This is a genomic window from Micromonospora sp. I033 (genome assembly GCF_053890995.1).
Genome location: NZ_JBSSLX010000008.1, coordinates 42,164 through 64,476 on the forward strand (window position 1 = coordinate 42,164; position 22,313 = coordinate 64,476).

Consider the following 22,313-nt stretch of genomic DNA (forward strand, 5'->3'; position numbering starts at 1 on the left):
GTCACTCCCCCCTCGACGGCGCCTCGGCGGCCGGTCCGCCGACCGTGGCCGGGATCCCGGACCCCTCGGGCGGGGCCGAGCCGCCCACCGTCGGCGCGGGCGAGGGCCGGCCGCCCGAGTCGGCCTCCTTCACCACCCACACCGCCGCCACCTTGAAGATCGGCTGCTTGGAGACCGGGTCCCAGGCCGTGATGGTCAGCTCGTTGGCCGCCCGGTCGTGCCGTCCGGCGCCCGGTTCGGCCCCGTCGGCCGCGTCCCAGTAGCCGTAGTGGAAGGGGAGGAAGACCACGCCGGGGCGTACCCCGCAGAGGCGGGCCCGGGCGCGGACGACGCCGCGCGGCGACTCGATCCGCAGCAGGTCCCCCTCGCCGACGCCGAGCCGGTCGGCGTCGGCCGGGTTGAGCTCCACCCACGACTCGGGAGCGGCGTGCACGAGCTGGGCGGCCCGGCCGGTCTTGGTCCGGGTGTGGAACTGGTAGACGGTCCGCCCGGTGGTGAGCAGCAGCGGGAACTCCGCGCTCGGCACCTCCGGCGACGACTGGTACGGCGCGGCGTGCAGGAACGCCCGCCCGCCGGGCTGTTTGGCCCGGTACTCCTCGGGCAGCAGTTCGGCTCCGGTGGCCAGGTCCTGGCCGTACGTCTCGCAGTAGTCCGGGTCGGTGTTGAACACCCCGTCGGTGTAGAGCCGTTCGGTGCCGTCCGGGTGCTCGTCGGTGCACGGCCACTGGACGCCGCCGGACCGCAGCTTGTCGTAGGTGATGCCGGTGTAGTCGCAGGGCCGGCCGCGCGAGCACTCCTTCCACGCCTCGAACACCTCCTCCGGCCCGGTCCAGGTGATCAGCGGGCCCCCGTCCTTGTCACGGAAGTCCATCCGCCGCGCGTAGTCGAGGAAGATGTCCAGGTCGGGGCGGGCCTCGCCGGGCGGCTCGACCGCCTTCTCGGAGATGTGCACCGTCCGGTCGACGCTGGTGAACGTGCCGGTCTTCTCGCCCCAGGTGGCGGCCGGCAGCACCACGTCGGCCAGTTCGGCGGTCTCGGTCAGGAAGAGGTCCTGCACCACCACGAACAGTTCCGGGTTCGCCAGGATCCGGCGGATCCGGGCCAGGTCGGGCAGGGAGACAGCCGGGTTCGTCGCCGAGATCCAGAGCAACTTGATCGAGCCCTGCTCCGCGTACCGGAAGATCTGCATGGCGTGGGTCGGTGGCGCCCAGTGCGGGATGGTGTCGACCTCGACGTTCCACAGCCGGGCCAGCTCGGCGATGTGCTCCTCGTTGGCCCAGTTGCGCAGGCCGGGCAGGTCGCCGTCGGCGCCGCACTCGCGGTTGTTCTGCGCGGTGGGCTGCCCGTTCATCTGGTAGAGCCCGGCGCCGGGCCGGCCGATCATGCCGCGGATCAGGTGCAGGTTGTTCACCTGGCAGGACGCCGCGGTGGCCTGGTTGGACTGGTAGAAGCCCTGGAGCACGGTGGAGAGCAGCCGCTCCGAGTGCCCCAGCAGCTCGGCGGCGCGCTCGACGTCGGCGGCGCGCAGGTCACAGATCTCGGCGACCTTGGCGACCGGGTAGGCCTCGACCACCTCGCAGAGCTCGTCGAAGCCGAGCGTGTGCGCCTCGACGTAGTCCTTGTCGTACCAGCCCCGGTGGATCAGCTCGCGGAGCAGGCCGTTGAGCAGCGCCTGGTTGGTGCCGTTGCGCAGCGCCAGGTGCACGTCGGCCTCCCGGGCCACCGGCGTGGCGCGCGGGTCGACGGCGAGCATGGCCGGCGGGTTGGGCCCGCGCCGGCGGTCCAGCATCCGCATCCACAGCACGGTCTGGGTCTCCGCGACGTTGTGCCCCCAGAGCGCGATCGCGTCGCAGTGGTCCACGTCGGTGTACGACCCGGGCTGCCCGTCGGTGCCGAAGGACGCCTTGAGCGCCGCCGCGGCGGTGGCGGTGCAGAGCCGGGTGTTGCCGTCCATGTGCGGGGTGCCCAGCCCGGCCTTACCGATCACGCCGAGCGTGTAGTACTCCTCCAGGAAGAGCTGCCCGCTGGTGTAGAAGCCGAAGTGGCCCCAGCCGCCCGGGCCGTCCAGCAGCTCCTTCGAGCGGGCGACGATCCGGCCCATGGCGGTGTCCCAGTCGGTCTCGACCAGCCGGTCCCCCTCCCGGACCAGCGGCCGGCGCAGCCGGTCCGGGCTGTGGTTGGCCTGCCAGCCGTAGAGGTCCTTCGGGTCGACCCGGCCGTGGTTGATCCGGTCCCCGGCCCGGCCGCGGACCCCGACGATCCGGTCGTCGACCACGGCGATGTCCATGGCGTCACCGTTGGAGTGCAGGATCGAGGCGCTCGGCACCCAGCGCTCGACGTCGGTCTCGGTGTGCCCGTCGGCGAGGAAGGTGTCCACCCGCACCGGCCAGCGCTCCCCCGGCCCGTACGGGGTGCGCGGCCCCCAGGGGTCGGCGATCCGGTCCACCATCGCTCATCCCTCCTTCGGCGCCGCCCAGAGCGGCATCAGCCGGCCGGTCGCCCGGTTGAACAGCAGGTCCACCGCGGTCACCAGCAGCACGGCGGCGAACGCCACGACGAGCTGGCCCGGGGTGTGCAGCAGCCCGAGGCTCACGATCAGTGTGGTCGCGCCGGCCGGCGGGTGCGCGGCCTTCAGCAGCACCAGCACGGCGGCGGTCACCGCGAGCGAGCCGGCCGCCGCCACGATCCGCGCCCCGGACACGCCCTCCTGGAGCGCGGGCCGGTGGTCGGCGAGGCCCGTGGCCACCAGGAACGCGTACCCGGCGAGCAGCGCCACCAGGTGCCCGATGACGGTGTTGCGGGGCGAGGACTCCGGCCGGCCGGGCTGCTCGACGTGCAGCATGATCGCCGGCCCGAGGCTGGGGAACAGCCACGGCTGCCGGGTCAGCAGGGCGACCGCGCCGGCCACCACCACGGCGACCGCGCTGCCGGCGAAGGCCCGCGCGGCGGGCCGGGACGGCGTCTCCTCGATCTCGGGGGGCATGTGGCTGCTGTACCCCGCCCCGGCGTTTCGAATCGACGCACGTCCCGGTGATCCGGGCCCGGTCAGGCCGCCTGCGGGTGCAGCACGGCCCGCAGGCAGCCCTCCTCCTTCTTCTGGAAGAGCTCGTAGCCCCGGACGCCCTGCTCCAGCGACATCGGATGGGTGGCCAGGTAGCCCGGATCGATCTCACCGATCGCGATCCGGTCCAGCAGCATCGGGATGTAGCGCTGGGCGTGCATCTGCCCCATCCGCAGCACCAGCGCCTTGTTCATGGCCGCGCCGAGCGGGAACTTGTCCACCAGCCCGCCGTACACCCCGACGATGCTCACCGTGCCGCCCTTGCGGCACGCCATGATCGCCTGCCGGACCGAGGTCGGCCGGTCGGTCTGCAGCCGGGCCGTCTGCTTCGCCTTGTCGTACGCGTAGGTCGGCCCGACGTCGTGCGACTCCATGCCGACCGCCTCGATGCAGGCGTCCGGCCCGCGCCCGGCGGTCAGCTCGCGCAGGGCCTCCAGCACGTCGGTCTCCGCGTAGTTGATCGTTTCCACGCCGAGTCGCTGGGCGGCGGTGGCCAGCCGTTCCGGCAGCCGGTCGATGACGATCACCCGCTCGGCGCCGAGGATCTGCGCGGACCGGGCGGCCATCTGCCCCACGCCGCCGGCACCCCAGACGGCGACCACCTCGCCGCCCTTCAGGCCGCAGAAGTCGGCAGCCATCCAGCCCGTCGGCATGGCGTCGGCGGCGAACACCACCGAGTCGTCCGGCACCCCGTCGGGCACGGTGAACGCGCCGACGTCGCCGAAGGGCACCCGGATGTACTCGGCGTGGCTGCCGGAGAAACCACCGGCCGCGTGCGAGTAGCCGAGGATGCCGGCCGGCGAGTGGCCCCAGAGCTTCTCGGTGAAGACCGGCTGCGGGTTGGAGTTGTCGCAGAGCGAGTACTGCTCGGTGCGGCAGTACCAGCAGCCGCCGCAGGCCACCACGGAGCCGACCACCACCCGGTCACCGACCCTGATCCGCTGCACGTCGGGGCCGGTCTCCACCACCTCGCCCATGAACTCGTGGCCGAGGATGTCCCCCTCCCGCATCGCGGGCAGGTACCCGTTGATCAGGTGCAGGTCGGAGCCACAGACGCTGCTGGCCCGTACCTTCACGATGATGTCGCCGCCCGACCGGATGGTCGGCTCCGGCACGTCGCGCACGGCCAGCCGGCCGACGCCCTCCCAGCACAGCGCCCTCACGGCCGGCCTCCCACCATCAGCTTCTCCCGGACCCGGTCGGTGGCCTGCTCCTGCTTCGGGCTACGGCCCGACGGGTCGTGCCGGGTGTCCAGCACCTGGCCGGTCTCGATCAGCGACTTGATCCGGCGCAGGGCGCTGCGCAGCCCCAGGTCCGGGTCGTCCCCGCCGGACAGGCCGAGCGCCCGGCGGATCGGGCCGGACCGCCAGCGCAGCTCGGCGCGGATCTCGGTGCCCCGGTCCTGCGGCGCGGGCACCAGCTCGACCCGCCCCTGCTGGGCCACCGGTCCCTCGGTGACCCGCCAGCTCAGCCGGCCCGGGCCGTCGACGGTGATCTCGGCCCGCCACTCGGTGCCGCCGCCGGCCGGATCGCTCGCCACGCAGCGCCACCGGCTGTCGTCGATCTGCTCCAGGGTCGCCCACTCGCCGAGCCCCCGGTCCAGCCGTTCCCGGTCGGTCCAGAAGCCGATCACCGCCTCCATCGGCCGGTCCACGGTGATTCCCCGGTGGACGACGTACCAGCCGTCCGCCCGGTCGGGTTGGTGCCGGCGCCGTCGCCGAGCCACCACCCGGCCGACCCCGAGCGCGGTCAACCCGGCGGCGCCGGCCAGCGTCCACCTCGTCGTGTTGCTGCTCATCACGTCTCCTCCACCGGGGCGCCTCGGACCGCCCACATCCCGGAGCGCTACCCGGCCGGGGGGCGTCGAAACGGTGAAACGGTTTGATCACCGAAATTTCGGGCACGCTGCCGGCCACCCTGCCAGACCGGAGAGGGGCGCGCGTGGCCTTTGACCTCGACGAGTACGGCCGGCCGGTGCCGGCCGCCGTCCACGACGCGGCGTTCGTCCACCTCGACCCCGGCGCGGCCGCCGCGCCGGGCCGGCTCCCGGTGGCGTACGTCCTGCCGCTGAGCGGGACCGGCGGCGCCGGCCTCACCGACCTGACCGGGTACCTGCGCGAGTTGAGCCGGTGGGTGGACGTGATCGTGGTCGACGGGTCACCGCCGGACCTGTTCGCCCGGCACGCCGCCGCCTGGCGGGGCCTGGCCCGGCACGTCCGGCCCGATCCCGCGCTGCGCGGGTGCAACGGCACCGCGCTCGGCGTGCTGACCGGGGTCGCGCTGGCCCGCCACGAGCACGTGGTGGTCGCCGACGACGACATCCGGTACGACCTCGCGGGGCTGCGCGCCGTGCACGGGCTGCTCGACCGGGTGGACCTGGTCCGGCCGCAGCCCCACTTCGACCCGCTGCCCTGGCCCGCCTGGTGGGACACCGGCCGGACGCTGCTGCACCGGGCGCTCGGCGGGGACCGGCCGGGCACCCTCGCGGTGCGCCGGAGCACCTTCCTGGCCATGGGCGGCTACGACCCGGACGTGCTCGCCGGGAACCTGGAGCTGGTCCGGACGGTCCGCGCGTACGGCGGCGCGACGGCGACGCCCGCCTGGCTGTACGTGCGGCGGCTCCCGCCGGGCGCCGCGCGGTTCCGCCGGCAACGGGTCCGGCACGCGTACGACGACCTGGCCCGGCCGGGATGGCTGCTCGCCGCGCTGGCGGTGCTGCCGGGCGCGGCGGCCGCGCTCGCCGCCCGCCGGCCGGGGCTGCTGCTGCGGGCGGGGGTGGCGACGGTGGCCCTGGCCGAGCTGGGCCGGCGCCGGGCCGGCGGCACCCGGGTCTTCCCGGCGCACACCGCGCTGGCGGCGCCGGTCTGGCTGCTGGAACGCGGGGTCTGCGCCTGGCTCGCCGTGGGCCGGCGGCTGCGCGGCGCGGAGGCCCGGCCGGTCGCGCACTCCACCCGCGCGCTGCGCCAGCGGCTCACCGAGCGTCGCCCGGACGAGCTGGTGCTCTGGGTGGAGACCGGCGCCGTGCCGGCCCCGGTCCGGGCGGACCGGTCAACGCGCTGAACCGGCCACCCGTACGCGACAGCTCGCGGCCACGTCCCGGCGTGCTGCCGGGTGTGGCCGCGAGCTGCGGCGTACGGGTGTCGTGGTCAGTACCGCACCTGGTCGCGGGACTGCTGCGCGGTGTCCTTGACGTCCTGCGCGGCGGACTTCGTGTCGTCCTTGACGGCGTGCACGGCGTCCTGCGCGGTGGCCTTCACCGACTCGGTGGCCTGCTGCGCCGGCTCGCGCAGCTCCTCCTTCAGCTCGCTGGCGACCTCGGTCAGCTTCTCCTTGACCACGCCGCCGTGCTCGGTCGCCTTCTCCTTGACCTGCGCGGCGACCTGCTGCTCGCGGCGGGTGGCCGGGATCAGCGAGGAGACCAGCATGCCGACGCCGAAGGCGATCACGCCGGCGGCGATCGGGTTGCCCTCGGACTTCTCCCGCAGCACCTGCGGCGCCCGCTGGGCGGCGTCGCCGACGGTCGAGGCGGCGGCGTGCGCCTTGTCGCCGACCGTGGAGGCGGCCGAGGAGGCGTGGTCGCCCACCGAGTGGGCGGCGTGGCCGGTGCTGTGGCCGAGGTCCGAAGCGGTTCCCATCACCTTGTCCTTCACGTTCGTCAGCGCGCTGCGGACGCGCTGCTTGCGGTCGTCGACGATCCGGCTCGGGCTGACCTTGTACGCCAGGGCGTCCACGTCCGAGCTCAGGTTGCTGCGAGTGGCTTCGATCTCCCGGCGGATCTGGTCGGGGTCGGTGCTCATCGGGTGACTCCCTCCGGGTGCGGCTTGAGCGCGTCGGGGATGCGCTGCACGCTGTCGTTGGTCTGCTTGAGGCCACGGATCCGCTCGGCGTTCTTCTTCGCCATCGAGTAGAGGACCCCGGCGATCACGGCCCAGATCACGGCCACGATCAGCGCGGCCAGGCCCGAATCCATCACGTTGTCCAGGAACTGCCACAGCGCGATGGACACGAACAGCGCCACCATGTAGCCGCCGAAGCCGGCGCCGCCGAAGAGGCCGGCGGCCTTGCCCGCCTTCTTCCCCTCCTGGCGGATCTCGGCCTTGGCCAGCTCGACCTCCTGGCGCATCAGCGTGGAGAGGTCGGTGGTGACCTGGCGCATCAGCTCACCGAGAGAGCTGCCCCGGACCTCGTCCGCGCTGTGCGGGGCGCCCGCCGCCTGATAACCGGAGTCCAGTCCGGACCCCTGCGTCGGCATGCTCATGCCGTCGCCTCCCTTCTGCCGGTCCGGCCGGTCACGGACGGTTCACGCCGCTCGACGGCACGCCCGGCAGCGGGTCGGTCCGGCTCGGCGGGGGCAGCGGCTGGCCGGTGCCGCCCTCCGGGTCGGCCCAGGTGTTCGGGGCGCCGCCGGCCGGGTAGGTCGCGCCCGGCGCGGAGTAGCCCGGGTCCGGCTCGGCGTACGTGCCGGGGGTCGGGTCGAGGTAGCCGCCCGGCGGCACCTGCTCCGGCACGGCCCGCGAGGTCGGGATGACCGCGGTCTGGTCCGGGTCGTACGACGGCCGGACACCGTCGCCACCGTCGCCGATCGCTGCGATGTTCTTGGTCAGCCGGCCGGCGACCACGCCGAGCAGGGCGGCGCCGAGCAGGAAGGTGCCCGGGTTGCGGCGGGCGTAGGTCTTCACCTCGTTGAGCAGGTCGCCCGGCTCGCGCTGCTCCAGCCAGCCGGCCACGCCGTGCACCCGGTCGGCGGCCTGGTGGGCCAGTTCGGTGACCGGGCCGGCGCTGCCGCCGTTCTGCGCCATCGAGCGCATCTCCTCGGCCAGCGACCGCAGCCCGCTCGCCGCGCGCTGCTGCTGCTGGCTGGTCTGGGCCGTGACCTGGCTCCGGGCCTCGCCGTAGAGGTTGCGGGCCTGGCGCTTGGCCTCGCCGACGACCTCCTGGCCCTGCTCCTTGGCGGTCTGGGCGACCGCGCCGCCCGCGTTGGCGGCCTCGTTGCCGACCTGGCGGGCCTGGTCACGGACCCCGCCGCCGTTGGTCGACTCGTACGTGCCGGACGTGGATGAGAGATCGTAGGTCATGATGTCCCTTCCGCTCGCTATTCGTAGCGGTTGTGCTCGGGGGATCACGCCGACGTTGCTGTCGGCGTGTCGAATTCCCTACCCCCGGTTGCCGGGTCCATGCCTGATTCGTCATTTCTCTGCGGAAGCGGCCCGCGCCGGTCACACAATGGAGGGTCTGCCCGCCCGGGCGGCGGTGGGCTCCACGGAGGTGACAGCGATGGCACGTGGCGTGCGCGGACGCGCCGGGGCCCGGCCCCGGCCGACGATCCAGAAGGTCGCCCTCGCCGTGGCCGCCGTCTTCGTGCTGCTCGGAGTGCTCGGCTTCGTCCCCGGCTTCACCACCCACTACGGCGATCTGCGGTTCGCCGGCCACCACTCGGAGGCCAAGCTCATCGGCCTGTTCCAGGTGTCGATCCTGCACAACCTGCTGCACCTGCTCTTCGGTCTGGTCGGCCTGGTGCTGGCCCGCCGGATCGCCGGGGCGCGGCTGTTCCTGGCCGGCGGCGGCGCGGCCTACCTGGGCCTCTGGCTGTACGGCTTCGGCATCGACCTGGAGACCGCGGCCAACTTCTTCCCGTTGAACGACGCCGACAACTGGCTGCATCTCTTCCTCGGCTTCGGCATGCTCGCGCTGGGCCTGCTGCTCAACAACGAGGTGGGCACCGGCGGCCGGCCGGACAGCCCCCTCGACCGGCCCTGACCAGCACCGTCACCCGTTCGGGCGCATCGCCCACGCCACACCGGGACCGCGTTTGCCCGATCGCCGCCGGGGGCACGAAGACCACCACGGGGAGTCACCCCGGCGGGACGAGGAGGTCCGGCGATGCCACGGTGGTTGCGGGAGAACGCGCTCACGGTCGCCATGCTCGGCGCGTTCGTGGTCTTCCTGGTGTTGCAGAGCGTGTTCGGCTGGCAGGTGCACAACGAGGAGCTGGCCGAGTACGGCGCCGCGCCGCTGAGCTGGTGGGCGTACCTCGGCACCGGACACTTCGCCGAGGCGGTCTTCGAGAACTGGGAGTCCGAGTTCCTCCAGATGGGCGGCTACGTGCTGCTCACCGCGTACCTGGTGCAGAAGGGCTCGGCCGAGTCGAAGCCGGAGGGGCAGACGGACCGGCCCGAGGACGACCCGCGGCACGGCACCCCGGACTCCCCCTGGCCGGTGCGCGCCGGCGGCCTGCCGCTGGTGATCTACCGGAACAGCCTCTCCATCGCGCTGTTCATGATCTTCGCGGGCTCGTTCCTCGGGCACCTGCTGGGCGGCGTGGCCGACTACAACGAGGAGCAGGCGTTGCAGAGCGGGGCCGCGCCGATCAGCGCCTTGCAGTTCCTCGGGACCAGCGACTTCTGGTTCCAGTCGATGCAGAACTGGCAGAGCGAGTTCCTCGCCGTGGGCGTGCTCATCCTGCTGAGCATCGTGCTGCGCCAGCACGCCAGCCCCGAGTCCAAGCCGGTCACCGCGGCGCACGCCGAGACCGGCGCCTGAGGACGGCTCAGGCGGCGACCGGCAGCCGCTTCGCGAAGCACACGCTGTACGGGTTGTCGACGTACTCGCCGTACACCGGGACGGGCTGGTAGCCGCAGGTCCGGTAGAGGCCGATGGCGGCCGGGAGGTAGGTGCCGGTCTCCAGGCAGACGGTGGTGTGTCCCTGCCGGAAGGCCAACTCCTCCAGGGCGGCCAGCAACTGCCGGGCGATCCCCCGCCCCCGGTACGCCGGCCGGACGTACATCCGCTTCAGCTCGCCGGTGCCGGCGTCGAGGGCCTGGAGGCCGCCGCAGGCGACCGCCCGACCGCCCTCGACCACCGCCAGGTAGCGGATGTCGTCGTGGGTGATCGTCGCCTGCCCGTCCAGGCCGCCGTCGGCCTCGCGCAGCTCGCGCTGCTGGGCGGCGACCAAGGCGGCGATCTCGGGATCGGTCGCGGGACGGGATTCGATCAGCATCCCGCCACGGTAGGTCGCCCGGATTTCACGGAGGTTTCCGGCCAACGTCCCGAACACGGACGGAGCGGAACTACTCCCAGTCCTCGTCGTCGGCGTCGTCCTGCGGGGCGGCGGCCTCCACCTCGTCCGCCGGGCGCACCCGGCGCGCCTTGCGGGCGGCCAGCCGCTCGGCGGCGGAGGCGCGGGTCGACTTGTCCTCCAGCCGGACGTCGGTGCCCCGGTTGCCCGGGACGAAGTCGACGCCGGCGTAGAGGGTGGGCTGCCAGTCGAACTCCCGGTCGCCGATCCGGACCAGGTCGCCCGCCTGGGCGCCGGCCTTGGCCAGCTTCTCCTCCACACCGAGGCGGGCCAGCCGGTCGGCCAGGTAGCCCACCGCCTCGTCGTTGTCGAAGTTCGTCTGCTTGACCCAGCGCTCCGGACGGTTGCCCCGGACGGTGAAGGAGCCGTCCTCCTCCGCCTCGATGGTGAAGCCGGCGTCGTCGACCGCCTTGGGGCGGAGCACGATCCGGGTCGGTTCGGCCGGCGGCGCGGCCCGGCGGGACTGGTCGACCAGTTCGGCCATCGCGTACGTCAGCTCCCGCAGCCCCTCCCGGGTGGCGGTGGAGACGTCGAACACCCGGAAGCCGCGGGCCTCCAGGTCGGGCCGGACGATGTCGGCGAGGTCCCGCCCGTCCGGCACGTCGATCTTGTTGAGCGCGACCAGGCGGGGGCGGTCCGTCAGGCCGCCGTACTGGGTCAGCTCGGACTCGATGGCGTCGATGTCGGCGAGCGGGTCCCGGCCCGGCTCCAGCGTCGCCGTGTCGACCACGTGCACCAGCACGGCGCAGCGCTCGACGTGGCGGAGGAACTCCAGGCCCAGCCCCTTGCCGGTGGCCGCGCCCGGGATGAGCCCCGGCACGTCGGCGACGGTGAAGGTGTGGTTGTCCACCCGGACGACGCCCAGGTTGGGCACCAGCGTGGTGAACGGGTAGTCGGCGATCTTCGGCTTGGCGGCGGAGATCACCGAGATCAGCGAGGACTTGCCGGCGGAGGGGAAGCCCACCAGGCCGACGTCGGCGACGCTCTTCAGCTCCAGCACCACGTCGAGCCGGTCGCCGGGCTCGCCCAGCTCGGCGAAGCCGGGAGCCTTGCGCCGGGCGTTCGCCAGCGAGGCGTTGCCCCGGCCGCCGCGCCCGCCCCGGGCCGCCTCGAAGGTGGTGCCCACGCCGACCAGGTCGGCCAGCACCTCGCCGTCGAGGGTCTGCACCACGGTGCCGTTCGGCACCTTGATGATCAGGTCGTGGCCGTTGGCCCCGTCCCGGTTCGAGCCGGCCCCGCCCTTGCCGTTCTCGGCCTTCATGTGCGGCCGGAAGTGGAAGTCGAGCAGCGTGGTCACCTGCGGGTCGACGACCAGCGAGACGCTGCCGCCGTGCCCGCCGTTGCCGCCGTCGGGGCCGCCGAACGGCTTGAACTTCTCCCGGTGGATGGAGACACAGCCGTGCCCGCCGTCGCCGGCCTGCATGTGCAGGACGACCCGGTCAACGAACGTCGTCACGACGCAATCCTCCCAGCGGGGCACGCCCCCGCACCTGAAAAAGCGAAGCGGGCCGGGACACGAGGTCCACGGCCCGCAACGCCTGCGAATTACTGCTGCGGCACGATGCTGACGGTCTTGCGACCGCGCTTGGTGCCGAACTGGACCGAGCCGGCGGCCAGCGCGAACAGCGTGTCGTCGCCGCCACGGCCGACCAGGTCACCGGGGTGGAACTTGGTGCCACGCTGACGGATGAGGATCTCACCCGCGCTGACGACCTGACCACCGAAGCGCTTCACGCCGAGCCGCTGGGCCGCGGAATCGCGACCGTTACGCGAGCTGGACGCACCCTTTTTGTGAGCCATTGGAGGACGACCTACTTCCCGCTGGAGATGCCGGTCACCTTGACCTGGGTCAGCGGCTGGCGGTGACCCTGGCGCTTGTGGTAGCCGGTCTTGTTCTTGAACTTGTGGATCCGGATCTTCGGGCCCTTGGTGTGCGCGGCGATCTCGCCGGACACCGCGACCTTGGCAAGCTTCGCCGCGTCGGTCACCAGGTCGTCACCGTCGACGAGGAGCACCGCGGTGAGCTTCACCGCGTCGCCGGGGGCACCGGCGAGCTTCTCGACCTCGATCACGTCGCCCTCGGCGACCTTGTACTGCTTGCCGCCGGTCTTGACGATCGCGTACATCGGAGGCGGACTCCCTGTCGTTGAGGCTGCTGGCGTCTTTACCCACCGTTACCGGTCGGTCGTTCCCACGGCGTCTCGCCGGGAGCCGTGACACCGGCGGCGCGGGCACGCGGGAACTCGGCACACCAAAGTGCGCCGCAGGCAAGCGTACGCCATACCCGGCCCGCCGCCCAAACCGGGCCGCCGGTTCAGCGCCGGCAGAGGTCGTCGAGGCGCTGCTGGGGGCCGGTCGAACTCCGTCTCGTCGATCGGCCTGCACGTCGGTGCCGAGCCCGCCCACCTCGGTGGCGAGGTCCGCCAGCGTGGCGCATGTCTCCTCCCCCGGGCCAACCGTCCCGGCCGGGGTCGCCGGAGACGACAGGGCCCCGGTCCCCGGGCTTGTTACCGGGGACCGGGGCCCTGCCAAACGTCGTGCAGGTCAGCGGCTCACGGCCGGGTACGCCGCCGGGCGCCGCCGCGCCGGGACCGCCGCCGGGCGGTGCCGGTCTCGGCGCCCTCCTCGGCCTCCCCGTCGCCGATCGCGTCCGGGTCGTCCGCGGCGGCCAGGCGGGCCGAGTCGCCCTCCTGGCTGTCCGCGACCGCCGGGGCGGCCGCCGTCTGGGTCTCGAACCGGGACAGGTCGTAGCCCTGGGTGTCGTAGTAGTCCTCGTCCCGGCTGTCGACCACCTCGGCGACGGCCTTCTCCGGCGCCGCCGGGGTGGGCTGCTCCGCGGCCTCCGCGGCGGGCTTCTCCGCCGCGGCCTTGCGGCCCCGGCGCCGGCCCTTCTCCTCGGTGGCCGGGGTGGTGACGGCCGACGCGACCGCCTTGACCTTCTCCCCCGCCCCGCCGCGCGGCTTCTCCGGCACCGGCTCGGTGTGGATGATGACGCCCCGGCCCTTGCAGCACTCGCAGGTCTCGCTGAACGCCTCCAGGAGGCCCGCGCCGATCCGCTTGCGGGTCATCTGCACCAGGCCGAGCGAGGTGATCTCGGTGACCTGGTGCTTGGTGCGGTCCCGGCCCAGGCACTCGGTGAGCCGGCGCAGCACCAGCTCCCGGTTCGACTCCAGCACCATGTCGATGAAGTCGATCACCACGATGCCGCCGAGGTCGCGCAGCCGGAGCTGGCGCACGATCTCCTCGGCCGCCTCCAGGTTGTTCCGGGTGACCGTCTCCTCCAGGTTGCCCCCGGAGCCGGTGTACTTGCCGGTGTTGACGTCGATGACGGTCATCGCCTCGGTCCGGTCGATCACCAGCGAGCCGCCCGAGGGGAGGAAGACCTTCCGGTCCAGCCCCTTCAGGATCTGCTCGTCGATCCGGTACTCGGCGAAGACGTCGGTGGTGCCGGCGTGCCGGCGCAGCCGCGCCACCAGGTCCGGTGAGACGTGCGACAGGTAGGACTCGACCAGGTCGTACGCGGGCTCGCCCTCGATGACCAGCTCGCGGAAGTCCTCGTTGAACAGGTCCCGGACCACCCGGATGACCAGGTCGGGCTCCTCGTAGAGCAGCACCGGGGCGCCGCCCTCGGCCGCCTTGGCCTGGATCTCCTCCCACTGCGCCTGGAGCCGCTTGACGTCCCGGGCCAGCTCGTCCTCGCTGGCGCCCTCGGCGGCGGTCCGGACGATCACGCCGGCACCGTCCGGCACCAGCTTCTTGAGGATGTCCCGCAGGCGCTTGCGCTCGGTGTCCGGCAGCTTGCGGCTGATGCCGGAGGCGTTGCCGTGCGGCACGTAGACCAGGTGCCGGCCGGAGAGCGCGATGTGGCTGGTCAGCCGGGCGCCCTTGTGCCCGATCGGGTCCTTGGTGACCTGCACCAGCACCGAGTCGCCGGACCTGAGCGCCTGCTCGATCGAGCGGGCCCGGCCCTCCAGGCCGGTGGTGTCCCAGTTGACCTCGCCGGCGTAGAGCACGGCGTTGCGGCCGCGCCCGATGTCGACGAAGGCCGCCTCCATGCTGGGCAGGACGTTCTGCACCTTGCCCAGGTAGACGTTGCCGGCCATGGTGCCGGACGAGTTGCGGGTCACGTAGTGCTCGACCAGCACGCCGTCCTCGAGGACGGCGATCTGGGTCCGGTCGCCCCGCTGGCGGACGGCCATCACCCGGTCGACCGCCTCCCGGCGGGCCAGGAACTCCGACTCGCTGAGGATCGGCGGGCGGGTACGCCGCTGCTCGCGGCCGTCCCGGCGGCGCTGCCGCTTGGCCTCCAGCCGGGTCGAGCCGGAGACGCCCTGCACCTCGTCGACGGCCTTGCGCGGCTCGCGGATCTTGACGACGGTGGGCACGCCGTCCTCGGCGGCGGTCTCCGCCTCGCCCGCGCCCCGGCGGCGGCGCCGACGGCGACGACGGGTCATCCCCTCGCCCTCGGCCTCCTCCTCGTCCTCGGCCTCCTCGGCCTCGGCTTCCGCGGCCTCGGCCCGGACGGCCTCCTCGGCCTCCTCGTCCTCGGCCTCCTCGACGCCCCGACCGCGGCCCCGGCCCCGGCGGCCACGACGCCGACGGCGGCGGATGGCCGCCTCGTCCTCGTCCTCCTCCGCCTCGGCGATCTCCTCGGCCTCGACGGTCGGCTCCTCCTCGACCTCGACCTCGACCTCGACCGGCTCGGCCTCGCGACGGCCGCGCCGGCGACGCCGGCCGGTCTCCGCCGGCTCCTCGACCGGCTCCTCGGCGACCGGGTAGGTGACCCGGACGACCGGGGCCTCCTCGGGCTGGGGCGGCATGAACAGGACGGTCGGCGCGGAGAGCGCGGCCCGGCGCCGGCGGGTGGTCGGCGCGGGCTCCTCGGCCGGCTCCTCGGCGGGGCCCGGCACGGCGGCGCCCGGCGCCGCCTCGCCGGTCCGGTCCTCCGGACCGGCGGCGCGGGCCAGGCCGGCCTGGTCGGCGCCCCGGTCGCCCGGGCTCGGCTCCTCCTCGGCGTCCTCCCCGACCGCGTCCTCGTCCTCGTCCTCGTCCTCGCCCTCGGCGGGCGCCGCGGGCTCCGGGGCGGCGGGCGGCTCGGCGTCGGCCTGCGGCGCGGCGACCGCGTGGGGCTCGACCGCCGGCCCGGCGGCCTCGGCGGGTGCCTCGGCCGGCGCCTCATCGGCGGCGGCCTCGACCGGCGGGGTGATCTTGCGACGGCGGGTGCGGGTCACCTTGACCGGCGGCACCACCTCGTCGGAGGCGGCCTCCGCCCCGGCCGCGGCGACCGGCTCCTCGACCGCCTTGGCGGGGGTCGCCTTGCGCCGCCGCCGGGTCTTGGGCGCGGCCTCCAGTTCCCCGGCGATCGGGGCGAACACCTCGGCCTGCGGCGCCTCGCCGCTGCCGGCCGCCCCGGTCGACGCCTCGACCGGCGCGTCGGTCTGCTCCGGCTGGTTGAGCGGCGCGGCCTTGCGGCGGCTGGCCCGCTTGCGGGCCGGCGGCTTGGTCTCGGCGGCGCTGTCGGTGCTGCTGGTGGCGGTTGCCTCGGCCGGCTCCGCGCCGGTCCGTTCGCCGCCCTCGGGCTCGTTCTCGAGCATGGACGTTCTCCAGTTCTGGCTGCCCCGGGCGCGGGTGAGCGCTGCCACGCAGGGTCGCCGCAAAAGGTGTTTCCGCCGGGCGCGCAGGTGCGCGACCGCCGAAGTCTGCCTGCCAGAACGCTGACCGTCGGTCAGCGTTCTCCGATGGCTGCCCCGTCGCGATCCGCGTCCAACGGATCGACGATCTCGCCCTGCGCGGTCAGCGTGCCCTGCGCCAGCCGGATCACCTTCGGGGAGACCGGCGGCTCCAGGTCGGCCACCACGCGGAGGCCGGAAAGGACGTCATCGGGTCGCACGGACGGGGTGACCTGCCGCACGACCAGTTCGAGTATCGCACACGGTACGGCCGTCGCCCCGGAAGGCGTCTCGGACGGCGGCAGCGTATCGATGGCGATGACGGCGGCGCGGGCGTCGAAGGTGCGCCGCCCCTGCTTGGTCATCCGCTCGACCTGGATCTCCTCGGCGGCGGTGAACGCGCTCACCGCCCGCTCCAGCACGGCCGGGTCGACCTCGGGCAGCTCGATCCGCCAGCGGGACGCCTCGATCCGGTCGGCCAGGCTGCCGCCGGTGGCCTCCACCGCGTCCAGCACGTCCAGCCCGGGTGACAGGGCGGCGTCCAGGGCCGACCGCAGCTGCGCCGGGTCGACCGGCTCGCGCAGGCCGATCTCCAGGTACTCCGCCTCGCTGGCCACGCCGGTCGGCGCCGCGGAGGCGTACGAGATCTTCGGGTGCGGGGTGAAACCCTGGGAGAAGGCGATCGGTACGCCGGCCCGGCGCAGCGCGCGCTCGAAGGCCCGGGCGAAGTCCCGGTGCGAGGTGAACCGCAGCGGTCCACGCTTGGCGTACCGGATCCGGACCCGCTGGACGACCGGCGCCTGGCCGCCCTCGGGTTGAGGCTTTCTGGCGATCGTGAGCTCCTCGGATGTGCCTGCGTGTCCGTCCCATCCTGGCGCAGCGGCCGGCACGGCCCGCAGCCGGGGCGGCGGGAGCGGCCGGACGAACCAGCCGGAACCGGTCAGCCAGGAGGTTCCCGCCCGGTCCGGACACGGCGGTGGCCGGCCGGTGACGCGCAGGTCACCCGGCCGGCCACCACGGTTCAGGGCCGGTTCCCGCCCGGTGGCGGGTACGTCCCCGGCGGCGGCGGAACGTGACCGGGCGGCGGAGCGTACGGGCTGGTGCCCGGCGGGGCGTGGCCGCCCGGAGCGCCCGGCGGGGCGTGGTAGCCGGCCGGGACCGGTGGAATGCCGTAACCGCCCCCCTGACCGAGGAGTTCGTCCGGGACCTCGGCCGTCCGGGCCGCCTCGCGGCGGTAGCGGCGCCGGTTCCAGATCAGGAACACCACCAGCGCCACCAGCACCAGCAGCGCCACCGCGATGCCGATGCCGATGATCATGACCTGCTGGTCGGTGGGGCCACCCCGGTCGCCGTAGTCCGTCACGTCGAAGTCGTCGTCCTCGGCGGCCTGCGGCGGGGCCGGGCTGGCCGCGGCCCCTTCGAGCAGCGGGTTCGTGGAGACCCCCGGCACCTTGGCGGTCAGCGCCGCCACCGGGTCGACGCGGCCGAAGCCGTACTGCGGGTCGCGGCCGGGCGGGCCGGCGTCCCGGGCGGTGCGGATGATCCGGTTGATCACGTCGGGCGCGGAGAGGTCCGGGTACTTCGCGCGGATCAGCGCCGCGATGCCGGAGACGATCGCGGTGGCGTCCGAGGTGCCGTCGCCCCAGCCGTAGCCGTGATCCGGACCGGCGTTGTAGATGCCGTCGGCGGGGGCGGCCACCACGGCCTCGGGGCCCTGCGTGGAGCCGGACCAGAAGCGCCCGCCCCTGGTGGTGCCGGTCACCGCGATGACCCCCGGGACGTTGGCCGGGTTGATCACCTCGCTGTGCCCCTTGGCGGTGTTGCCCGCGCCGGCCACCACGACCACGTCCCGCTCCAGGGCGTACCTGATCGCGGCCACCTCGTCGTCGGACGCCGCGCCCATGGCGCCGTAGGACAGGTTGACGACCTTGGCACCGCCGTCGACGGCCATCCGGATGCCCTGGGCCGACGCCGCCTCGCTGATCTCCCCCTTGCCCGGCTTCGTCTTGATCGGCAGGATCCGCACGCCGGGCGCGATGCCGGTCACCCCGTCCGGGCCGGCGTTCTTCGCCGCGATGATGCCGGCCATGTGGGTGCCGTGACCCTCGGCGTCGGAGCGTCCGTCGCCGGGCGCGCCGTAGCTGCGGCGGCCGGGGAGCACCTGGCCCGCCAGCTCCGGGTGGGTGGCGTCGACACCGCTGTCCACCACGGCGACGGTCACCCCGCGCCCGGTGGAGAGCCGGTGCACCTGGTCGATCCGCAGCTCGTCCAGGTACCACTGCTCGGCCCGCCGCGGCGCGGCGGCCGCCGGTTGGGCGACCCCCAGCACCATGAGCCCGGCCACCAGGCCGGCCGCGACCGGGCGGAGCGCGCCCACGTGCAACCTCATGCGTCCGTCCTCAGCGCAGGATGCCCGGGGACGCGGCGTCACCGCTGCCCCACGGATCGTCGTCCTCAGTCAACCACGACGAGTGCTCGCTGCCGGAGCCGCCGTGCCCGGCGCCGCCGTGCCCGCCCATCATGCCGCCGCCCATCATCCCGGCGCCGCCGCGCAGGCCACCCGCGCCCGCGCCCGCCGCGTTGCGCAGCGCGCTGGCCGCGCTGGTCATCGGGGGCACCTTGCCGTTGCCGCCACCGACCATGCCGGGGATGCCGCCCATGCCGATCCCGCCGGCCGCGCCGACACCGCCGCCACCGATGCCGCCGGCCGAGCCGAGGCCGGCACCGCCACCACCGAAGCCACCACCCGCGCCGCCGAGCCCCGCGGAGTTGACGCCGCCACCGAGACCGCCGGTGCCGCCGTAGCCGCCGCCGATGGTGCTCGGCCCGCCGGCGCCGGCGAGGCCGCTGCCGTAGTCGTGGTCGCCGGTCCCGGTGCCCGGGTAGCCGGCGCCGGTGGACGGCGGGGTGTAGGTGCCGGCACCGCCACCGGCGCCGCCACCGAAGTCCGGGCCGCCGGTGGTGGCCGGGGGTGTCAACGATCCGCCGCCACCGCCGAAGGAACCTCCGCCGCCGCCCACACCGGTGCTGCCGAGGGAGGGCGCGCCGCCGCCGAAGCCGCCACCCGCGCCACCGCCACCGACGCCGCCACCACCGCCGGGCAGGCCGGACGGCGGCTTGCGGTCGTCGGGGCGGTAGTCGTCGATGCTGCCCTTCGGGTTCGGCACGATCAGCTTGGGCCGCTCGGTCTCCACGGCGGCGGGCAGCGGCGACATCGCCGAGTTGGCCGCCTGCTGGTTGTCCCGGTACCAGTTGTCCAGATGCGACTTGGTGTCCCACCAGCCGCCGCGCTCCTGGTCGGCGGCCTTGCCGTCGACCTTCATGGTCGCCTCGAGGTCGTCGGCCTTGTCCCGGAACGCGCCGTCGGCGTACGAGGCGGGGTTGCTCTGGTAGTCCTTGCGCAGCGCGGCGAGGAAGCCCGAGGCGCTCTCGCCGTCGCGGGCGTCGTCGAGCTCGGTGCCGTTGGGCAGGCTCCACTCGTTCAAGCCGAAGTCGTCCATCAGCGGGACCGGGATGCTCGCCACCGACTTGCGGATGTCACCCTCGATCCGCGACAACGCCCCGCTGACGTTGCTGGCGTGGGTGATGAGGTCCTCGATCTCCTTGCCGATCTCGCCCAGGTGATCGCGGTACGCGTCGCCGCCGCTGCCCTTCCAGCCGCTGAGCAGGCCGGGCAGGCCGCCGCTGTGCGGGCGCTCCTGGCCGGGCGCGATCGGGCCCACGAAGGACCGACCGACGAGCGCGTCGCGCAGGTAGCCCAGCCCGGTGGAGAGGCTGCTCCACCCCACCCCGACCGAGCCGACCGTCTCCGGGTCGGCGGAGAGCGTCACCTCGCGGACGCACCGCTCCCAGGTTCCTCCAGCCATGACCGTCTCCCCCTCAGGCCGTGTACGGGTAGGTGGGCTGCTGGCCCGTCGGCGGCGGCGGGGCGGCGGACTCCAGCATCCGCTCGATCTCCTTGCCGTTGGCGGCGTTGCGGGCCTCGGTGTCGCGGAAGGCCTTGGCGATGTCCTCAGTGCCCTGTTTCAGGGTGGCCAGCTTGGTGGAGAGCGCCTTGAGGTGGGCCTCCATGTTCGCCGTCGACCTCGTCAGCGCCTGCCACTGCATGCGGGCGTCCTCGTACGCGCCGAACGGGGTGCCGTTGGGCACGGTCTGCGCGTTGTTGCTGTCGCCCTTCATCCGCTCCTTGATGCGTTCCATCTCGTAGCCGATGGTGTCGTCGACGTACTGCTTGAGGCGCTCGACGTACTCCGCCGCGGCGTCCAGGTCCTCGACGCTGACGTGCAGATCGCCGGTGTCCGGCGGCCTGATGTCACCCATGCTGCTGCCCTCCCCGCTGCCGGCCCCGGCCGGTCCAATACGGACGCAGCGTATCGAGTGACGGCCAGTCGAGGCACCCCCACCCCGCGTCACGGGACATCGACGGGTGCGGAGTCCCGGAATGTGACGGAGCGCGGGAACCCCGTGGGGATCCCGCGCTCCGGTGTGCGCGTCGGCGTTGTTACTGCTGGGCGCCGGTGGGCAGCTTCAGCCCGTTGACCGGGGTCAACGGCAGCAGCTTCTTGCCGGTCGGGCCGATCTGGATCTCGGTGTCCATGGCCGGGCAGACGCCGCAGTCGAAGCAGGGCGTCCAGCGGCAGTCGTCCTGCTCGTACTCGGCGAGGGAGTCCTGCCAGTCCTGCCAGAGCCAGTCCTTGTCGAGGCCCGAGTCGAGGTGGTCCCAGGGCAGGACCTCCAGCTCGTCGCGCTCCCGGGTGGTGAACCAGTCCAGGTCCACCCCGAAGGACGGCAGCACCTCGGCCGCGGCGTCCACCCAGCGCTGGTAGGAGAAGTGCTCGCTCCAGCCGTCGAACCGGCCGCCGTTCTCCCAGACCTTGCGGATCACCGCGCCGACCCGGCGGTCGCCCCGGGACAGCAGGCCCTCGATCAGCGACGGCTCGCCGTCGTGGTAGCGGAAGCCGATGGCCCGGCCCAGCGAGCGGTCGCTGTTGATGGCCTGCTTGAGCAGCCGCAGCCGGCCGTCGATGACCTCCGGGCGCTCCATGGCGGCCCACTGGAACGGGGTGTGCGGCTTCGGCACGAAGCCACCGATCGAGACGGTGCAGCGGATGTCCTTGGACCCGGTCGCGGCCCGGCCGGCCCGGATGACCTCGTGCGCCATGTCGGCGATCTCGAGGACGTCCTCGTCGGTCTCGGTGGGCAGGCCGCACATGAAGTAGAGCTTCACCTGCCGCCAGCCGTTGGTGTACGCGGTGACCACGGTGCGGATCAGGTCGTCCTTCGACACCATCTTGTTGATGACCTTGCGGATCCGCTCCGACCCGCCCTCGGGGGCGAAGGTCAGGCCGGTGCGCCGGCCGTTGCGGGACAACTCCTGGGCCAGGTCGATGTTGAAGGCGTCCACCCGGGTCGACGGCAGCGAGAGCGAGACGTTGGTGCCCTCGTACTGCTCGGCGAGGCCGGAGCACATGTCGCCGATCTCGGAGTGGTCGGCCGACGACAGCGACAGCAGGCCCACCTCGTGGAAGCCGGAGAACTCCAGCCCCTGCTGCACCATCTGGCCGACCGTGGTGATCGAGCGCTCCCGCACCGGGCGGGTGATCATGCCGGCCTGGCAGAACCGGCAGCCCCGGGTGCAGCCGCGGAAGATCTCCACCGCGTAGCGCTCGTGGACCGTCTCGGCCAGCGGCACGAGGGGCTTCTTCGGGTACGGCCAGGCGTCCAGGTCCATGGTCGTGCGCTTGTGCACCCGGAACGGCACGTCGGGGCGGTTCGGCACGACCCGCTGGATCCGGCCGTCGGGCAGGTAGTCCACGTCGTAGAAGCGCGGCACGTAGATGCTCTCGGTGCGGGCCAGCCGCAGCAGCAGCTCGTCCCGGCCGCCCGGGCAGCCCTCGGCCTTCCAGTCCCGGACGATCGCGGTGATCTCCAGCACCGCCTCCTCGCCGTCGCCGAGCACGGCGGCGTCGACGAAGTCGGCGATCGGCTCCGGATTGAACGCGGCGTGCCCGCCGGCCACGATCACCGGGTCGGCCTCGGTGCGGTCGGCGGCCAGCAGCGGGATGCCGGCCAGGTCGATCGCGGTGAGCAGGTTGGTGTAGCCCAGCTCGGTGGAGAAGGAGACGCCGAACACGTCGAAGTCGCGCACCGCCCGGTGGGCGTCGACGGTGAACTGCGGCACGCCGTGGGCGCGCATCAGCTTCTCCAGGTCCGGCCAGACCGCGTAGGTCCGCTCGGCGAGCACGTCGGGCAGCTCGTTGAGCACCTCGTAGAGGATCTGCACGCCCTGGTTGGGCAGGCCCACCTCGTACGCGTCGGGGTACATCAGCGTCCACCGGACGGTCGCCGCGTCCCAGTCCTTGACCACCGCACCCAGTTCGCCACCGACGTACTGGATGGGCTTGGTCACCTGGGGCAGCAGCGGCTCCAGCCGGGACCACACGGAATTGGCCGCGACCGGGCGCGGCGTCGTCGACGGGGCACTCATGATGCCCAAGGGTACGCGGTG

The 22,313-nt window shown here is 73.6% G+C and carries 20 protein-coding genes; 3 read left to right on the forward strand and 17 right to left on the reverse strand.

The window, feature by feature from the left end:
* Position 1: 1 nt before the first annotated feature.
* The 4 genes from ACW0Q9_RS02820 to ACW0Q9_RS02835 all read right to left on the reverse strand — a co-directional run bounded on the left by ACW0Q9_RS02820 (position 2) and on the right by ACW0Q9_RS02835 (position 4,859).
* Positions 2 to 2,449, reverse strand: coding sequence for a molybdopterin oxidoreductase family protein (locus tag ACW0Q9_RS02820; RefSeq protein ID WP_456178269.1), 2,448 nt, complete (start codon positions 2,447 to 2,449; stop codon positions 2 to 4).
* A gap of 3 nt (positions 2,450 to 2,452) precedes the next feature.
* Positions 2,453 to 2,983, reverse strand: a complete 531-nt coding sequence (locus ACW0Q9_RS02825) for an HPP family protein (protein ID WP_456178270.1) — start codon at positions 2,981 to 2,983, stop codon at positions 2,453 to 2,455.
* A 62-nt stretch (positions 2,984 to 3,045) separates the two neighbouring features.
* Complete coding sequence (locus tag ACW0Q9_RS02830; RefSeq protein WP_456178271.1) at positions 3,046 to 4,224, reverse strand: zinc-dependent alcohol dehydrogenase; 1,179 nt, start codon at positions 4,222 to 4,224, stop codon at positions 3,046 to 3,048.
* Positions 4,221 to 4,859, reverse strand: a complete 639-nt coding sequence (locus ACW0Q9_RS02835) for an SRPBCC family protein (RefSeq protein ID WP_456178272.1) — start codon at positions 4,857 to 4,859, stop codon at positions 4,221 to 4,223. The genes ACW0Q9_RS02830 and ACW0Q9_RS02835 overlap by 4 nt, the downstream gene beginning before the upstream one ends.
* A 143-nt stretch (positions 4,860 to 5,002) precedes the next feature.
* Here ACW0Q9_RS02835 and ACW0Q9_RS02840 point away from each other — a divergent pair, with 143 nt between their 5' ends.
* Positions 5,003 to 6,121: a glycosyltransferase gene (locus ACW0Q9_RS02840; RefSeq protein WP_456178273.1), complete on the forward strand. Its 1,119-nt coding sequence runs from the start codon at positions 5,003 to 5,005 to the stop codon at positions 6,119 to 6,121.
* An 86-nt stretch (positions 6,122 to 6,207) separates the two neighbouring features.
* Here ACW0Q9_RS02840 and ACW0Q9_RS02845 read toward each other — a convergent pair whose 3' ends face one another.
* The 3 genes from ACW0Q9_RS02845 to ACW0Q9_RS02855 are packed head-to-tail and all read right to left on the reverse strand — an operon-like array spanning position 6,208 to position 8,136.
* Entirely contained in the window at positions 6,208 to 6,858 is a 651-nt protein-coding gene (locus ACW0Q9_RS02845; RefSeq protein ID WP_456178274.1) for a DUF3618 domain-containing protein, read from the reverse strand.
* Complete coding sequence (locus ACW0Q9_RS02850; RefSeq protein ID WP_456178275.1) at positions 6,855 to 7,319, reverse strand: phage holin family protein; 465 nt, start codon at positions 7,317 to 7,319, stop codon at positions 6,855 to 6,857. The genes ACW0Q9_RS02845 and ACW0Q9_RS02850 overlap by 4 nt, the downstream gene beginning before the upstream one ends.
* A gap of 31 nt (positions 7,320 to 7,350) precedes the next feature.
* On the reverse strand, positions 7,351 to 8,136 hold the full coding sequence (locus ACW0Q9_RS02855; protein WP_456178276.1) for a hypothetical protein: 786 nt from the start codon (positions 8,134 to 8,136) through the stop codon (positions 7,351 to 7,353).
* Positions 8,137 to 8,335: 199 nt separating this feature from the next.
* Between ACW0Q9_RS02855 and ACW0Q9_RS02860 the strand changes: the two genes are divergently transcribed.
* Positions 8,336 to 8,818: a DUF4383 domain-containing protein gene (locus tag ACW0Q9_RS02860; protein WP_456178277.1), complete on the forward strand. Its 483-nt coding sequence runs from the start codon at positions 8,336 to 8,338 to the stop codon at positions 8,816 to 8,818.
* Between the two features lie 123 nt (positions 8,819 to 8,941).
* Positions 8,942 to 9,601: a DUF6766 family protein gene (locus ACW0Q9_RS02865; RefSeq protein WP_456178278.1), complete on the forward strand. Its 660-nt coding sequence runs from the start codon at positions 8,942 to 8,944 to the stop codon at positions 9,599 to 9,601.
* Positions 9,602 to 9,608: 7 nt separating this feature from the next.
* Here the strand turns inward: ACW0Q9_RS02865 and ACW0Q9_RS02870 are convergent, their stop codons facing one another.
* The 10 genes from ACW0Q9_RS02870 to ACW0Q9_RS02915 all read right to left on the reverse strand — a co-directional run bounded on the left by ACW0Q9_RS02870 (position 9,609) and on the right by ACW0Q9_RS02915 (position 22,292).
* Complete coding sequence (locus tag ACW0Q9_RS02870) at positions 9,609 to 10,058, reverse strand: GNAT family N-acetyltransferase (protein WP_456178279.1); 450 nt, start codon at positions 10,056 to 10,058, stop codon at positions 9,609 to 9,611.
* Positions 10,059 to 10,128: 70 nt separating this feature from the next.
* On the reverse strand, positions 10,129 to 11,592 hold the full coding sequence (obgE, locus tag ACW0Q9_RS02875) for a GTPase ObgE (protein ID WP_456178280.1): 1,464 nt from the start codon (positions 11,590 to 11,592) through the stop codon (positions 10,129 to 10,131).
* Between the two features lie 89 nt (positions 11,593 to 11,681).
* Positions 11,682 to 11,936 carry a 50S ribosomal protein L27 gene (gene rpmA / locus ACW0Q9_RS02880; protein ID WP_013288010.1) on the reverse strand — a complete coding sequence of 85 codons (255 nt, stop codon included), beginning with the start codon at positions 11,934 to 11,936 and terminating at the stop codon, positions 11,682 to 11,684.
* A gap of 11 nt (positions 11,937 to 11,947) precedes the next feature.
* Positions 11,948 to 12,262 carry a 50S ribosomal protein L21 gene (gene rplU, locus ACW0Q9_RS02885; protein ID WP_018787289.1) on the reverse strand — a complete coding sequence of 105 codons (315 nt, stop codon included), beginning with the start codon at positions 12,260 to 12,262 and terminating at the stop codon, positions 11,948 to 11,950.
* A 426-nt stretch (positions 12,263 to 12,688) separates the two neighbouring features.
* Positions 12,689 to 15,730 (reverse strand): Rne/Rng family ribonuclease, encoded by a 3,042-nt coding sequence (locus ACW0Q9_RS02890; RefSeq protein ID WP_456178281.1) that lies wholly within the window; start codon positions 15,728 to 15,730, stop codon positions 12,689 to 12,691.
* A gap of 131 nt (positions 15,731 to 15,861) precedes the next feature.
* Positions 15,862 to 16,581, reverse strand: a complete 720-nt coding sequence (locus tag ACW0Q9_RS02895; protein ID WP_456178288.1) for a TIGR03936 family radical SAM-associated protein — start codon at positions 16,579 to 16,581, stop codon at positions 15,862 to 15,864.
* 245 nt (positions 16,582 to 16,826) lie between these two features.
* Positions 16,827 to 18,194 (reverse strand): type VII secretion-associated serine protease mycosin, encoded by a 1,368-nt coding sequence (gene mycP / locus ACW0Q9_RS02900; protein WP_456178282.1) that lies wholly within the window; start codon positions 18,192 to 18,194, stop codon positions 16,827 to 16,829.
* A gap of 10 nt (positions 18,195 to 18,204) precedes the next feature.
* Positions 18,205 to 19,671: a hypothetical protein gene (locus ACW0Q9_RS02905; RefSeq protein ID WP_456178283.1), complete on the reverse strand. Its 1,467-nt coding sequence runs from the start codon at positions 19,669 to 19,671 to the stop codon at positions 18,205 to 18,207.
* 13 nt (positions 19,672 to 19,684) lie between these two features.
* A complete protein-coding gene (locus ACW0Q9_RS02910) occupies positions 19,685 to 20,125 on the reverse strand; it encodes a hypothetical protein (protein ID WP_456178284.1) in 441 nt (146 codons plus the stop codon).
* 181 nt (positions 20,126 to 20,306) lie between these two features.
* On the reverse strand, positions 20,307 to 22,292 hold the full coding sequence (locus tag ACW0Q9_RS02915) for a TIGR03960 family B12-binding radical SAM protein (RefSeq protein ID WP_456178289.1): 1,986 nt from the start codon (positions 22,290 to 22,292) through the stop codon (positions 20,307 to 20,309).
* Positions 22,293 to 22,313 lie beyond the last annotated feature (21 nt).

Excerpts from the sequence above, each read along its gene's own strand:
- ACW0Q9_RS02820 (WP_456178269.1), bottom strand. The coding sequence starts at position 2,449 with ATGGTGGACCGGATCGCCGACCCCTGGGGGCCGCGCACCCCGTACGGG.
- ACW0Q9_RS02825 (WP_456178270.1), bottom strand. The coding sequence starts at position 2,983 with ATGCCCCCCGAGATCGAGGAGACGCCGTCCCGGCCCGCCGCGCGGGCC.
- ACW0Q9_RS02835 (WP_456178272.1), bottom strand. The coding sequence starts at position 4,859 with ATGAGCAGCAACACGACGAGGTGGACGCTGGCCGGCGCCGCCGGGTTG.
- ACW0Q9_RS02845 (WP_456178274.1), bottom strand. The coding sequence starts at position 6,858 with ATGAGCACCGACCCCGACCAGATCCGCCGGGAGATCGAAGCCACTCGC.
- ACW0Q9_RS02850 (WP_456178275.1), bottom strand. The coding sequence starts at position 7,319 with ATGAGCATGCCGACGCAGGGGTCCGGACTGGACTCCGGTTATCAGGCG.
- ACW0Q9_RS02855 (WP_456178276.1), bottom strand. The coding sequence starts at position 8,136 with ATGACCTACGATCTCTCATCCACGTCCGGCACGTACGAGTCGACCAAC.
- ACW0Q9_RS02860 (WP_456178277.1), top strand. The coding sequence starts at position 8,336 with ATGGCACGTGGCGTGCGCGGACGCGCCGGGGCCCGGCCCCGGCCGACG.
- ACW0Q9_RS02865 (WP_456178278.1), top strand. The coding sequence starts at position 8,942 with ATGCCACGGTGGTTGCGGGAGAACGCGCTCACGGTCGCCATGCTCGGC.
- ACW0Q9_RS02870 (WP_456178279.1), bottom strand. The coding sequence starts at position 10,058 with ATGCTGATCGAATCCCGTCCCGCGACCGATCCCGAGATCGCCGCCTTG.
- rpmA (WP_013288010.1), bottom strand. The coding sequence starts at position 11,936 with ATGGCTCACAAAAAGGGTGCGTCCAGCTCGCGTAACGGTCGCGATTCC.
- rplU (WP_018787289.1), bottom strand. The coding sequence starts at position 12,262 with ATGTACGCGATCGTCAAGACCGGCGGCAAGCAGTACAAGGTCGCCGAG.
- ACW0Q9_RS02890 (WP_456178281.1), bottom strand. The coding sequence starts at position 15,730 with ATGCTCGAGAACGAGCCCGAGGGCGGCGAACGGACCGGCGCGGAGCCG.
- mycP (WP_456178282.1), bottom strand. The coding sequence starts at position 18,194 with ATGAGGTTGCACGTGGGCGCGCTCCGCCCGGTCGCGGCCGGCCTGGTG.
- ACW0Q9_RS02905 (WP_456178283.1), bottom strand. The coding sequence starts at position 19,671 with ATGGCTGGAGGAACCTGGGAGCGGTGCGTCCGCGAGGTGACGCTCTCC.
- ACW0Q9_RS02910 (WP_456178284.1), bottom strand. The coding sequence starts at position 20,125 with ATGGGTGACATCAGGCCGCCGGACACCGGCGATCTGCACGTCAGCGTC.
- ACW0Q9_RS02915 (WP_456178289.1), bottom strand. The coding sequence starts at position 22,292 with ATGAGTGCCCCGTCGACGACGCCGCGCCCGGTCGCGGCCAATTCCGTG.